Origin of the sequence: Campylobacter sp. RM9334, assembly GCF_020138145.1 — a bacterium.
Lineage (GTDB): Bacteria > Campylobacterota > Campylobacteria > Campylobacterales > Campylobacteraceae > Campylobacter_E.
In genome coordinates this window covers 1-13914 of record NZ_JACGAX010000001.1, presented here as the reverse complement: position 1 = coordinate 13914, position 13914 = coordinate 1, and the positions used below count along the sequence as shown (strand labels likewise).

The window sequence follows — 13914 nt, the reverse complement described above, 5'->3', positions numbered from 1 at the left end:
TAATTTTATAAGAATTTCAAATACGAATTACTTAAAAGTAACTTCTAATGCTTGTTTAATATCAGCTATTAAATCATCAGCATTTTCAATACCAACAGAAAGCCTTACAAGACCTTCGCTAACTCCAGCTTTTATTAATTCAGCTTCATTTAATTGTCTATGAGTATGACTTGCAGGGTGTAAAATACAGCTTCTTGCATCGGCTACATGAGTTGCTATCATTATTAATTTTAAGCTATCTAAAAACTTAACTGCCTTAGCTTTATTTGCTTTTAATGTAAAGCTAATAACCCCACAAACCCCATTAGGCATATATTCTAAAGCTAGATTATAATAAGGACTGCTTTTTAGCATAGGGCAATTTACGCTTTCAATATATTCATTATTTTCTAAAAATTCTGCAATTTTTTTCGCATTTTCGCAGTGTTTTGCCATTCTTAAAGGTAGGCTTTCAATATGAGTTGATAGCATATATGCACTAGTTGCAGGTAAGCAAGCACCTATATCTCTCATTAATTGAACAATCATTTTTACAATATACGCTAATTTGCTAAATTTTTGCGTATAGATTAATCCGTGATATGACTCATCAGGGGTGTTAAAATCTGCAAATTTTTTAGGATACTTACTCCAATCAAAATTACCGCTATCAAGCACAACCCCAGCAATCACACTTGAATGCCCATCAAGATATTTAGTAGCTGAATGAATAACAATATCAGCTCCGTGTTTTATAGGCTGGCAATTAATAGGAGTTGCAAAAGTATTATCAATTACTAATGGAATTTCATTTTCGTGAGCAATATTTGCAAATCTTTTAATATCAAGCACTACTAAAGCAGGATTTGATACGCTTTCAGCGTAAATTAATTTTGTGTTTTCTTTAATAGCTGCTCTTATTTCATCATCTGTGCTATTTGCACTAATAAAGGTGCAATCAATTCCAAATTTTTTAAGCGTTACGCCTATTAGATTTATACTTCCACCATAAATCTCATTTACGCAAACTAAATGATCTCCTGCTTTACAAATATTTGTAATTGCAAAAAATATAGCCGCTTGTCCGCTAGAAGTTAGCACCCCAGCAATTGCTCCTTCTAATTTAGCAATTTTACTAGCTACATAATCATTTGTAGGATTTGCTACTCTTGAGTAAAAATATCCACTTTCTTCTAAGTCAAATAATTTTCCCATAAATTCACAAGAATCGTATTTGTAAGTAGTTGATTGAATGATTGGCACTTGCCTACTTTCGCCATTTTTTGGCTCATAACCTGCGTGAATACATAAAGTATCTTGTTTTAACATTTTCTCTCCTTTAAAAAAACATTAGTTTAACTTTATTTTAAGTCTTTAGCAAGTAAAAAATGGCAAAATTAGTTAAAAAAGGAGAAAAAATGCCCGTTAATATAAAAACTAACCTTCCAGCAAAAGTTTTACTAGAAAATGAAAATATTTTCGTAATGGATGAAGCAAGAGCAAATTCTCAAGATATTCGTCCATTAGAGCTTGTGATTTTAAACCTTATGCCAATAAAAGAAGAAACTGAATTAGAATTACTTAGAATGCTTTCTAATACGCCTTTACAAGTAAAAATCACGCTTTTAAGAATAGCAAGTCACGAGAGCAAAAACACTTGTCAAAGCCACTTAAACGAGCATTATTTGGTATTTGATGAGATAAAGCATAAAAAATTTGATGGAATGATAATAACAGGAGCTCCACTAGAACAATATGAATTTAGCGAAATAACTTATTATGATGAGTTAGTTAGTATTTTAGAATGGAGCAAAAGCAATGTTTTTAGCACTCTTCATATATGCTATGGTGCGATGTTTGGGCTAAATTATCATTACAATATTGCAAAAATTCCTTTACAAAAGAAATTAAGCGGAGTGTTTTATCACGATGTAATTGATAGTAAAGATGAGATTTTAAGGGGAATTGATGATGTGTTTTTAGCTCCACATTCAAGGCATTCAGGAATTGATGAATTAGCCTTAGCAAATCATAAATCTTTAGTGATTTTAGCTAAAAGCGATTTAGCAGGAAGCTATTTGATAAGAAGTTCTGATAGAAGACAAGTTTTTGTCCTAGGTCATCCTGAATACTCTCGCACTACTTTAGATAATGAGTATAAAAGAGATATTAAAAACGGCTTAGATGTTGATATTCCTTATAACTATTATAAAGATGATAATCCAAACAATCCCCCAAAACTTACTTGGAGAGCTCACGCAAATTGCGTTTATATCAACTGGCTAAATTATTATGTATATCAAACTACACCTTTTGAATTAGACAAACTTAATTCAATTAATTAATTAAGATTTAGATTTTCTAAATCTTAATTAGATTTTTTTAACTCCGCTTTCATTCATATAATTTATGAAATCTTGTCTTAATTCTTCTTCTTTTTGTTTTATTTTTGCTAGTTCTAATTCTTGCTCTTTTTTCTTTTCATTTTCTTTTATATCTGTTTTGATTTGTTTTAATGAGTCTAAAAAGTCCATTTTTTCTCCTTTTGATTTTTGTATTATATTATTTAAATAATGTAATAAATAACTTTTAAAAATATAAATTCAATATGTTTTATTTAATAAATTTTTGCATAATGCTAAGTCGTAAAGAGTTAAAAAGAGATAATTTTATTAAATCAAAGGAGAGAATTTGAAAACCATAATCGCATTAGATTTTGACACCTTAGAGCAAAGCCGTGAATTTGTATCAAAACTATCAGCAAAAAATCTTGAAAACTATGCAAAAGAGCATAATTTAAAATTAATTATGCCTTATTTAAAAGTCGGTATGTGGCAATACTACACAGCTGGAAATGACTTTTTAAAAGAGCTAAAAGACTTAGGTTTTAATATATTTTTAGATTTAAAATTAATTGATATCCCAAATACTATTTATAATGCTACTAAGACACTTTTAAAAAATGATATTGATATTTTAAGCCTTCATTCTTTTGCAGGCGAGCAAGCTTTAAAGGCTGCTGTTAATGCTAAAAATGAATTAGGTAGCAAGTGTGAATTATTTGGAATTTCTGTATTAACTTCGTTTGAAGAAGAAGAATTTAAAAATGATTTAGGCTTTAATGGAAGCATTAATGATTGCGTAAAACAACGCTGTTTAATCAGCAAAAAAGCAGGTCTTGATGGCATAGTAAGTAGTGCTTATGAAGCAAAATTTGCTAAAGATTTAGGACTTAAGGCTCTTACGCCTGGCATTAGATTTTTAGGCAATGATGCAAATGACCAAGCAAGGGTTGCTACGCCAAAATTTGCTATAGAAAACAATATTGATTATATTGTAGCTGGTAGAATGATTACAAAGAGTTCTAATCCTATTAGAGCTTATTTTCAATGTATAAAAGGAGAAGAAAATGAATAAAGAAGTTGCAAGTGAAGTTGTAAAAATATTAAAAGATTGTGAAGCAATATTTATTAATACTAAAGAATTTTTCACATATTCAAGTGGTATTAAAAGCCCTATATATTGTGATAACCGTGTGTTAATTAGCTATCCAAAAGAGCGTAAAATCATAGCAAATCATTTAGCGAATTTGATTAAAGAAAAAGCAGGAGATGTTGATTACATAGCAGCAACTGCTACTGGAGCTATTGCTCACGGAGCTTGGGTGGCTGATATATTAAACAAACCATTAGTATATATATTATCAAAAAACAAAACCCACGGAAGAGCAAAGATGATTGAAGGAAGCTTTAAGCACGGAAGCACTTGCGTTGTGCTAGAAGATTTAATCTCAAGTGGCGGTTCAAGTATTGCTGCTGTTGGTGCTGCTAGGTCTCACGGATTAGATGTAAAAGGTGTATTTTCAATATTTAGCTATGAATTAAATCAAGCTAAGAAAAATTATGAGAGTATTGATTGTCCTGCTTATTCGCTTAGTGGATTTTCTGCATTTAGTGGATTTTTAAGCGATGAAGAAGTAAAAGTTCTAAACGAATGGCGTGACGCTCAAGAATAAAATAATTTTAATTTCAAATTCCGATTTTGGAATTTGAATATCTTCAAACCTTCTTTACTTTACAAAAAATAATTTTTATAATATTTACTTAATAGTTAAAATTAAGGAGAAATAATGGCTTTTAAGAACGCAGTAGTTACAAAAGAACTTGATGAAAAATACAAAATGACAGATATTTTTTGCAATTATACAGATAGCTTATACTATAAACAAAATCATATGTTGCCTGATGAGAAAAGAATAGTAATAGATGAAGAATTAGATTGTTTTATAATACAAGCTTATAATTTTTTAGACCCTGAATTAGAGCGTGCAAGACTTAGTAAAGGCTTGTGGGTTTTATATTATAAAGGTAATTTGATTGAAGTTATACTTGATTATGATTTTGATATAACAATAGATGGTGTTTTATACGATAAAGTTTGGAGTATTTTTGATATTAAAAACAATGAATTATTAAGTGAAAAAGAAGTTATAAATCTTCTTAAAGAAATATTAGATGTTTATAATCTTTCTGGTGCTTGGGAAACAATTGACGGCTATAAAGTATATGTAAGAGATGAAATAATAAAAGAATAAATATTTTAAATCCTAATTCAAATTCTTTAAAAATTGCGGAATTTGAAGTAGGAATTTGGTTTAAAAAGGGGTGGGGTAAGCAAATGGCTTTTAAAAACGCAATTATTGATGATAGATTAGATAAAAAATACTCACTTTCTTATATTTACGCAGAACATACTGATGATTGGTATGGCAGACAATATCATAAATTTCCTTATGATTGGGATATTGTAATAGATGAAGAATTAGGCTGCTGGTTTATGAATTGTATGTATTTTGATGACCCTAAGCTAGACTATGCTAAACTTGATAAGTCATTATGGGTATTGTATTACAAAGGTGAAGTAATAAAAATTATTTTAGACCGAGATTTTCGTATAAAAATAAATGGAACTTTATATGATATAGTTTGGAAAATACTATCTATAAAAAACAATAAAATATTAAATGAAAAAGAAATCATAGAATTGCTAAAAGATATTTTAAAAGTCTATGGAGTTAATGGATTTTGGACTGAAAAAGAAGAATGCACAATTTATGTAAGAGATGAAGTGCTAGGAGAATACATATAAACAAAAGGAGATTTTATAATGGAAAAAATTGTGATAAAAATTGTAATTTTAATTGCAATATCGCCTATTTATTGTTTTTTGTTTATGATGGTTATTTTTGGATATTCTGCTAATGATATGTATAATTTATCAATTTTACAAGCACCTTATGGAAGTTTGATTGGCTCAATATTTATTATACCTTTATGTTTTTTAACTCATATAATATATAGCGTTGTATCAAAAGAATTATGTAAAGCGTTTTTATCTATTGTATTTTGTCTTTCTTTTATTCCTGTTTTGACCTTATCAATAGGCGGAATAATAGCTTTGATTTTGCCATTTATGTATTATTATTTATTAGTAATGTTATATAAGAAATTCTTTAAAAGTAAATCAAGTTTTATAGGCAATACGCAGTTTAAATTAGATTTTAAAACTATACAAATTGATAACGAAATTTATGAAAAATATAAAATAAATGAAGCACTTACTAAATATAATACACAAGATACCATATTCAACACAAAAACCATACTACTTAATAAAGAGCTTGATTGTTTTTTTATTGATTGTGATTTAAATTCAAATAGAATATTTTGGATTTTAAAATATAAAACAGATATTATTAAAATACTTCTTGTGCATAAAAAGCGTTTATCAACTGATACTGCTATATTTGTAATCATAGATATTGCGGGTAATAATTTACTTAGCGAAGAAGAAGTGGTTTATTTATTAAAAGAAATCTTAGATATTTATAATCAAGATAAACAAATAAAATACACATTATTAGATAAAAAATATTAAATGATTAAAGAAATTTTAAAATTTATAATTATATTTACTTTAACTCCTATAAATGCTGTTTTTGTATATCTTGCAATTAAATCTTGTTTTATTGAAAATTATTTGTTTTTAATGTTTGTTTATATGTTTGTTCATTATTTTGTTTTATCAATGAAGTATTTTTATGATAAATCAAAACTTTTTGCCATTGTTTTATTTAGTTTAATTTCGCTTATTTTTGTAGTAGAAAATTGGCTATATTTTATGATTTTTATCGCTATTTATATCCTTGTAATTTATATATTAAGAGAAGTTGATACAAGCAATGCGATTTATGTGATTAATCCAAAAAGATTTGATTTAGTCCATATAACTTTTGGATTTTTAATGCTGCTTTCATTTATTAGTATTGTAAGCTTTTTAAAAGATGAATTAATTATTTATAAAATAATCGGCGTAGTAATTATATTATGCACTTTAATTATATTTTGTGGTGTTAAAAGAGTGATTTGCTATGAAGATTGCTTGGTGTTTGTAAAAGGCTTAGGAGTTAGCAAAATAAAATATGATGATATTAAGGAATATTATTTTTTTAAAACAAATTTTAAAAATACTATAAGAATTTTTTTAAAGCGAAAAAGATTTAAGATTTTTTATATTTCTTATGAGCTTTCCTTTAATAAATTTAATAAAAGCGATTTAGAAAAATTAGAAAAATTAATCAATAAAAATGAAAATAAAAATAAAGGAAGTATATTTCAATGGATTTAAAAGCATTAGAGCTGATTTTAAATACTTTTTATTCTATAAAATATCTTAGCTTATGCAATAAAATTACAAAAATTAACACAAAATATTGATTTTTATCAAATTTAATCAAAAAAATTATAAAAAACATAATTTCATTCCATAATAAAAGTCTATATTAAAAAAAGGAGTGATTATGAACGATAAACCAATTTGTTATGTTCCTAGTAGAAGAATTGGCGAAGTTTTTAGTGGTGTTCCATCATTTCTAGGGTTGCCTAAGATTCATAATGATGAAGAACTAAACAATTATGATATTGTAGTAATGGGTGTGCCTTGGGAAGGGGTTTGCACTTATGGTAATTATTCAGGTTGTGAGTTATCTACAAAAAATATTAGAGCTGCTTCTGTTAGATATGGTGGATATTTACCAGAATTTGATTTAGATGTATTTGATTATTTTACTGGTGGAGATTTTGGTGATTGTGCTATAGAAAATGGTAATTATGATTTTTCTTTTAATAGCATAAAAGATAAGTATTCTAAAATAATGAAAGCCAAAAAAATCTCTGTAGTATTTGGAGGCGATCACTCAATATCATTTCCGTTAATTAGTGAGTTTGCTAAGGCACATAATGGAAATATAGGCATTATTCATTTTGACGCACATATGGATAATATGGATAAATTTGGCGAAGAAAAATTAGCTAGATGTTCTCCTTTTCATAGATTATACGAAGACCCTTATATAGACCCTACAAAAATGGTGCATTTTGGAATAAGAGGACCTAGAAACAATCCAAATGGTTTAAAAGAAGCAAAAAAATTTGGAGCTCATGTAATTACTGGAATGCAAGTAAAAGAAATGGGCTGGAAAGCTGCTATAAGTGAAGCAATTAAAATTGCAAGTAATGGCACAGAAGCTATTTATGTAACTATATGCTCTGATGTTTTAGATATAGCATTTAATCCAGCAGGCCCACCTGATCCTTGTGGTCTTAGCACATATGAACTTGCTATGATGTTACACGAATGTGGAAAAGCAGGTGCTAGTGCGTTTGATTTTGTTGAATTATATCCAGGAAAAGACCCGCAAAATACTTCAGGGCATGTAGCGGTGTGGATGAGTATATATTTTTTAACAGGTCTTACTAAGTATAGATTTAATATTAAATAACATATAAAAACATAAAGGGGAATTATGCAAAATAAATATACTTGGAAGGATAAAATTAAAGCAATAGGGCCAGGAGCTGTAGTTACTGGCTCTTTTGTTGGCCCTGGAACAATTACAACTTGCACTAAGGCTGGAGCTGGATTTGGCTTTGCTTTACTTTGGGCTGTTTTATTTTCAATAATAGCTACCATTGTATTGCAAGAAATGTCAGCAAGGCTTGGAATAATTACTCAAAAGGGATTAGGCGAAGCTATATTAAACACTTTTAAAAGTAAGATTGGAAAAATATTAAGTGGAATTTTAGTGGGCGGTTCTGTGGTTTTAGGTTGTGCTGCTTATAATGCAGGGGATTTAACTGGTGCTGCACTAGGTCTATCAACGATAACTGGGATAAATATAAGTTCGCTTACTCCTTATATGGGCTTGTTTGTATTTGTATTATTATGGATGGGTAGTTTTGATATTATCAAAAAAATTTTTATGCTATTAGTTATTATAATGGCTTTGATTTTTATCTTAACAATGTTTGTTGTTAAGCCAGATTTTTCTTTAGTTTTTCAAGGATTATTACCTACTTTTCCTGATGGTAGTTTATTTACTATCATTGCAATTATAGGGACAACTATTGTGCCTTATAATTTTTTTATACATTCAGCAACTGCTAAACGAACTTGGAAAGATGCTAATGAGTTGGAATTATCAAAATGGGATATATATTTTTCTATAACCACAGGTGGAATTATTACAGCAGCTGTTGTAATTACAGCTGGTGTTGCAATGATAGGAATGGAAGTAAAAAATGCTTCTGATATGGCTATACAACTTAGACCATTATTAGGTAATTATGCTGAAATAGTTTTGGGTGTTGGTATATTTGCTGCTGGACTTGCTTGTTCTATCAGTTCTCCTATGGGAGCTGCTTATGTTATGAGTGCTTTTTTAGGTTGGGATTATAAGCATAACGATATTCGTTTTAAATTAACCTGTTCTGCAATATTATTAATTGGAGTAATTGTTTCTTCAACTGGATTTAATCCTATAACTTTAATATTTACAGCTCAAATTCTAAATGGCATAATACTACCTGTAATTGTTGTTTATTTGGTGTATATTACATCAAGCAGTAAGGTTTTAAAAAATCATAAAAATAACAATATTAAAATATTTTTAGGTATTATCATCGCTTTAATTTCTGTGATTTTAGGCGGAAGTAGTTTAATTAGTGCGATAGGAAATATAATTTAAATATGCAAGAGTTGTTAGATAGATTAGTAAAAGATAATATTAAATATACAAAATTAGGAAGATTGGCAAATTATATCCCAGAGCTTAGCAAGGCTAAATTAGACGCTTTGGGAGTTTGCGTGATTGATAAGGATTATAATGTTTTTTGCTCGGGTGATAGTGAGCTAAGGTTTAGTATTCAAAGTGTTTCTAAAATAGTTACTTTAATGTTAGCTTTATTAGATAATGACTATGAGTATGTATTCTCAAAAGTAGGTGTTGAGCCTACAGGAGATGCCTTTAATTCAATTATGAAACTTGAAACATCAAACAATAAAAAGCCATTTAATCCAATGATAAACGCAGGTGCTATTGCTGTTGCTTCTATGATTAAAGGCAAAAATGCTGAAGAGAGATTTAATAGAGTGCTTGAGTTTTTTCGTTTGATTACTGATGATAATGAAGCGTCATTAAGCACTAAAATATACGAAAGCGAAAATAAAACAGGCAATAAAAATAGAGCCTTAGCGTATTTTATGAAAAATGATGGGATTATTAGTGATGATGTTGAGGTGGCTTTAGAAGTTTATTTTAAACAATGCTCAATACTAGCTAACACAAAAAGCTTAGCTAAATTAGGATTATTTTTAGCTAATGATGGGCTTAAAGATGGTAAGCAAATAGTTAGTAAAAAAATAGCTAGAACGATTAAGAGTTTAATGCTAACTTGTGGAACTTACGATTTATCAGGAGAAATAGCTGTAAGGGTAGGACTTCCATGTAAAAGTGGTGTGGGCGGTGGTATGGTATCGCTTGTCCCTAGAGAATTTGGGATAGGGGTTTATGGACCAGCACTTGATAGCAAGGGTAATTCAATAGGTGGTGTTAGGATATTAGAGGGCTTATCTAAAGCTTTAGATTTATCAATTTTTTAAATTAATCTAAAATAATTAAAAGTATCTAGTATTTTTGTGCTTTATATTTTGAGTTTTAAGATTTAAATTCTTATAATTTCACTATATTAATTTGCATATTTTATAAGGGCTAATGTGATAGAATGGATATATAATAAATTAATAAAAGTTTTTGTTGCAACTTGCTTTAAAGTTTTAATATTTATTGTTTTATTGTATGTAATTTCTTGGTCTTTTTTAATGTTATATATGGATACTTTTATACTTACTTTAATACCATTAAGATACTTATTGCCATGGTTTTTTATAGATGACGATGATGCTTATGCTCGAGGTTTTTTGTTAGGCTTGTTGTTGCTTATGATATGGAGTTATTTTAGTATATCTGCGACTAAAATCTATTGTAGAAATATTATTAATTTTTATAAAGGCGAGAAAGATTTAGGCTTTTTATTTTATTTTACCTTATTTAGTATTCTAAATGCGTTTTTTAAATTTTGCTTTTTAAAATTAGGAGATATTCACAATAGCACTTTAACTCTTGCTATTGCTTTAATATCTACGATTTTAATTTATTTTTATATAAATTATACGATTAAGAAAAGAAAATCATATTAAATAATAATAGTAATGATATTACAAGGATAATTAAAAAATAAGAATTTGAAATTCTTATTTCAAATTCTTAAATCTTTTTATGTTTTTTAACATATCAATACCAATTAGGCAATTGCTCTAAACTATCGCAATCTTGAAACATATTATCTATGTAATTAACTTTTGAAGTATCAAAGTTTAATGGTTGATTGAAGTTTTTACAATTAGCAAACATATAGCTCATATCAATTACTTTTGAAGTGTCAAAGTTTAGTAATTGATTAAAGTTATAACATCCCATAAACATACTGTTCATATTTGTAACTCTTGAAGTATTAAAGTTTAATGGTTGATTAAACAGACTACACCAAAGAAACATACCAAACATATTTGTAACTCTTGAAGTATTAAAGTTTAATGGTTGTTTAAAATTTCTACAACCATTAAACATATAGCTCATATTTGTAACCTTTGAAGTATCAAAGTTTAATGGTTGATTGAAGTAATAACAACCTGAAAACATATAACTCATATTTATAACCTTTGAAGTGTCAAAGTTTAATGGTTGGTTGAAGCTACTACAATTACTAAACATATAACTCATATTAGTTACTTTTGAAGTATCAAAATTCAAAGTTTGATTGAAATAGACGCAAAGATTAAACATATAACTCATATTAGTTACTTTTGAAGTATCAAAGTTTAATGGTTGATTGAAACTACGACAATCACTAAACATATAACTCATATTAGTTACTTTTGAAGTATTAAAATTTAAATCTTTATTAAAATAATAACATCTAAAAAACATACCACTCATATTTGTAACTTTTGAAGTATCAAAGTTTAATGGTTGATTGAAATCCAAGCAACCATTGAACATATAACTCATAGTTTCAACTTTGGAAGTATCAAAATTCAAAGCTTGATTAAATCTGAAACAATAATTAAACATATCACTCATGTTGGTTACATTTGAAGTATCAAAGTTTAATGGTTGATTAAAGACAAAACAATTTTCAAACATATGACTCATATCGGTTACATTAGAAGTATTTAAAATTAAAGCTTGGTTAAATTGCTTACAATCAAAAAACATATAGCTCATATCTTTAACTTTTGAAGTATCAAAGCTCAAAGCTTCATTAAAATACTCACAATTACTAAACATAGCACTCATATTAGTTACATTACTTGTATCCCATTCGTTTATACCATTAAAATCTTTTCTCGTGCTGTCTTCAAATAATTCACTCATATCAGTAATTAAACTCGTATCAATATCACCTAGATAAATAGTCTTATTTTTTACTAACTTTTTTAATTCTTCTTTTGTGGTAGGCTTATATTTTTTCATAAAATCTCCTTTAATTTTGCTAAAGCTATATCAAATGCATTAGCTCTTTTTCTATCATAACAAACACTATTTTTACATTTAGGGCATTTAGATGGTGGTAAATCATTTGCACTTAGGCAATCGCTTTTATGAATTATCACCACTGAATACCCACAATCTTTACAAATAAACTTACTTGGCTTTGGTGCTATTGGCATTTATACTCCTTTAAAGAATTTGAAATTCCTATTTCAAATTCTTTTTATTTTTTACTTTTTCTTAGAGCTAGTAAAGAGACTTATAACTTCTTTACCTATGGCAAAAGCAGTAGTAATACCAGCCATAATCTTCTCTTTATTTTCAACAACGAAATCAACTGCTTTTCCTAAACCATCGCATAAGTTATCCCATAAGCTTTTTTCTATCTTTTCATCAGCTAAAGCTTTATAATCTTTTGTGGTGCTTGTTGATTGATTGTTTGATGAATTAAAATTATTTGTATTAGGCTTTACTTTTTCGTTGCTTTTCCAGTTGTTTTTATTTTCGTTTATCTTACCTTTAAATACTGCTCTTTTTTTGCTGGGAGTATAATCAATGATGAAGTCAAGTAATTTTCCTAAATTATATGGGTTTTCTTGAATGCCATTTCTGCTCTTACCTGATGAATAATATATAGGCTCAATCCTTACGCTAGTTGTCTCATATATCCTATCACTAATTATTTTTACACTTTCATCAAGATATTTTATAAGCTCTTCTTCTGGATAAGGACTATCACCCTTCACCCAAAAATCTCCTTCTAAAGCTTGATCACACTTATTAAGCGCTATTAATATTCTATCTTTTGCGTTTTCTCCTAAGGCAGGGATTATTACATTAGTAATTAGATGATAGGTAGTGCCTAAATCACGAGTCTTTGCATCTACAATAACTAAAACTAAATCTATTAAAGCATTTCCTTTACTATCTTTTTCGTGAAGCTTTTTATTGATTTTTGCAATATGCTCACTATCTTTTATCCCATCTCCTAAACCTGGACTATCCCATAAAACAAGGTTTCTTCCTATTTCGTATTTTTTAATCTCCATTGTTTGTGGTTTGCTAGTAGTTCCGATTTCACTAAATTCTTGTTTGTATTCATCGCCCATATTAAAAAGCGAATTAATAGTAGAGCTTTTGCCAACTCCTGTTCCGCCTGTAATTAATATATTTAGCTTTGTGTTTGCTAGTTTTTTGATATTTAGCTTTAGCTTATTTTTATCTTCTTCATCTAAATCTGATTTGTTTAACAACTCATCTAATTCTGTATACTCTTCTTTAGATTCTTCTTGTTCTTTATAGTATTTCATAACTTCTGTTATGTTAGATATATCAGGTATTAATGCTGTTGAAGTTGGTTTTTGATAGTTTAAAATATCTTTTGATTTAAAGCTGATATGATATGCTTCTTCAATCAAAGCAGCTAATTTCATTCTGTTTTCTAAATCAAAATCTAAATCTTTTAATAAAATATCTAAATATTCCTTAGGGCATGTAGATAGCATTAAATTAGCAAAAATTGTTGGTTTGCTTTTTTCTTTAACAAAATTTAAAATGTTTTCTTTTAATATTTCTTTTTTAATTTCTTCTAGGTCTGTAAATTCTTTTAGTATTCTTTTGATTTCCATTTTTTATCCTTTTTATTTTTAATTTTTAAATATTTGTGATTAGATAAAAAATGCTTTCTAAGTTCCTTTAAAAATAGATGAAGGTTTTTGAGTATATCCTAAAGAGTTATACCCCCCCCCCATATAAAAGAAAAAATAACTTTCATTTATTCTCCTTTCTTGATTTTTCTTGATTATAACACATTGAATGTCAAAATTCTGTCCATATAAAATTTTTTAAAAATATTTTTTAAATTTCATTAATTTTTACAAGAATTTGAATTAATAATTTAAAAAAACTATGATTTAGATTTAAGTATTTTATATAAATAAAAGGAATTTCAATTAAGAAATTCCTTGTGGGGTGTTTATTAGAAT

16 protein-coding genes are annotated in these 13914 nt (G+C 27.8%); 11 read left to right on the top strand and 5 right to left on the bottom strand.

What is annotated here, in order from left to right; translation table 11 throughout:
• Window positions 1–27: 27 nt before the first annotated feature.
• Complete coding sequence (locus AVBRAN9334_RS00080; protein WP_336606686.1) at window positions 28–1308, bottom strand: O-acetylhomoserine aminocarboxypropyltransferase/cysteine synthase family protein; 1281 nt, start codon at window positions 1306–1308, stop codon at window positions 28–30.
• Window positions 1309–1397: 89 nt separating this feature from the next.
• Between AVBRAN9334_RS00080 and AVBRAN9334_RS00075 the strand changes: the two genes are divergently transcribed.
• Window positions 1398–2324, top strand: coding sequence for a homoserine O-succinyltransferase (locus AVBRAN9334_RS00075; RefSeq protein ID WP_336606685.1), 927 nt, complete (start codon window positions 1398–1400; stop codon window positions 2322–2324).
• Between the two features lie 27 nt (window positions 2325–2351).
• On the opposite strand, the gene AVBRAN9334_RS00070 is transcribed toward AVBRAN9334_RS00075, so the two are convergent.
• Window positions 2352–2513, bottom strand: coding sequence for a hypothetical protein (locus tag AVBRAN9334_RS00070; RefSeq protein ID WP_214116808.1), 162 nt, complete (start codon window positions 2511–2513; stop codon window positions 2352–2354).
• A 157-nt stretch (window positions 2514–2670) separates the two neighbouring features.
• Between AVBRAN9334_RS00070 and pyrF the strand changes: the two genes are divergently transcribed.
• From pyrF to AVBRAN9334_RS00020, 10 genes are all read left to right on the top strand, one after another.
• Window positions 2671–3396, top strand: coding sequence for an orotidine-5'-phosphate decarboxylase (gene pyrF, locus AVBRAN9334_RS00065; RefSeq protein WP_214116806.1), 726 nt, complete (start codon window positions 2671–2673; stop codon window positions 3394–3396).
• Complete coding sequence (pyrE, locus tag AVBRAN9334_RS00060) at window positions 3389–3994, top strand: orotate phosphoribosyltransferase (RefSeq protein ID WP_214116805.1); 606 nt, start codon at window positions 3389–3391, stop codon at window positions 3992–3994. The genes pyrF and pyrE overlap by 8 nt, the downstream gene beginning before the upstream one ends.
• A 114-nt stretch (window positions 3995–4108) precedes the next feature.
• On the top strand, window positions 4109–4573 hold the full coding sequence (locus AVBRAN9334_RS00055; protein WP_214119773.1) for a hypothetical protein: 465 nt from the start codon (window positions 4109–4111) through the stop codon (window positions 4571–4573).
• An 83-nt stretch (window positions 4574–4656) separates the two neighbouring features.
• Window positions 4657–5127: a hypothetical protein gene (locus AVBRAN9334_RS00050; RefSeq protein WP_336606684.1), complete on the top strand. Its 471-nt coding sequence runs from the start codon at window positions 4657–4659 to the stop codon at window positions 5125–5127.
• Window positions 5128–5145: 18 nt separating this feature from the next.
• Window positions 5146–5916 carry a hypothetical protein gene (locus tag AVBRAN9334_RS00045; RefSeq protein WP_336606683.1) on the top strand — a complete coding sequence of 257 codons (771 nt, stop codon included), beginning with the start codon at window positions 5146–5148 and terminating at the stop codon, window positions 5914–5916.
• Window positions 5917–6666, top strand: coding sequence for a hypothetical protein (locus AVBRAN9334_RS00040; protein ID WP_336606682.1), 750 nt, complete (start codon window positions 5917–5919; stop codon window positions 6664–6666). It begins immediately after the preceding gene.
• A gap of 172 nt (window positions 6667–6838) precedes the next feature.
• Window positions 6839–7819: an agmatinase family protein gene (locus AVBRAN9334_RS00035; RefSeq protein ID WP_239803038.1), complete on the top strand. Its 981-nt coding sequence runs from the start codon at window positions 6839–6841 to the stop codon at window positions 7817–7819.
• A gap of 24 nt (window positions 7820–7843) precedes the next feature.
• Entirely contained in the window at window positions 7844–9064 is a 1221-nt protein-coding gene (locus AVBRAN9334_RS00030; protein ID WP_336606681.1) for an Nramp family divalent metal transporter, read from the top strand.
• Between the two features lie 2 nt (window positions 9065–9066).
• Window positions 9067–9978, top strand: coding sequence for a glutaminase A (glsA, locus tag AVBRAN9334_RS00025; protein ID WP_214150556.1), 912 nt, complete (start codon window positions 9067–9069; stop codon window positions 9976–9978).
• Window positions 9979–10092: 114 nt separating this feature from the next.
• Complete coding sequence (locus tag AVBRAN9334_RS00020; RefSeq protein ID WP_336606680.1) at window positions 10093–10575, top strand: hypothetical protein; 483 nt, start codon at window positions 10093–10095, stop codon at window positions 10573–10575.
• 94 nt (window positions 10576–10669) lie between these two features.
• Here the strand turns inward: AVBRAN9334_RS00020 and AVBRAN9334_RS00015 are convergent, their stop codons facing one another.
• From AVBRAN9334_RS00015 to AVBRAN9334_RS00005, 3 genes are read right to left on the bottom strand one after another with little or no spacing between them, the layout of a single operon-like run.
• The gene (locus AVBRAN9334_RS00015; protein ID WP_336606679.1) at window positions 10670–11911 is read right to left on the bottom strand and encodes a BspA family leucine-rich repeat surface protein; all 1242 of its coding nucleotides are present in this window, start codon (window positions 11909–11911) and stop codon (window positions 10670–10672) included.
• Window positions 11908–12108, bottom strand: a complete 201-nt coding sequence (locus AVBRAN9334_RS00010) for a hypothetical protein (protein WP_239817031.1) — start codon at window positions 12106–12108, stop codon at window positions 11908–11910. The genes AVBRAN9334_RS00015 and AVBRAN9334_RS00010 overlap by 4 nt, the downstream gene beginning before the upstream one ends.
• Window positions 12109–12159: 51 nt before the next feature.
• On the bottom strand, window positions 12160–13557 hold the full coding sequence (locus AVBRAN9334_RS00005; RefSeq protein ID WP_336606678.1) for a GTPase family protein: 1398 nt from the start codon (window positions 13555–13557) through the stop codon (window positions 12160–12162).
• Window positions 13558–13914 lie beyond the last annotated feature (357 nt).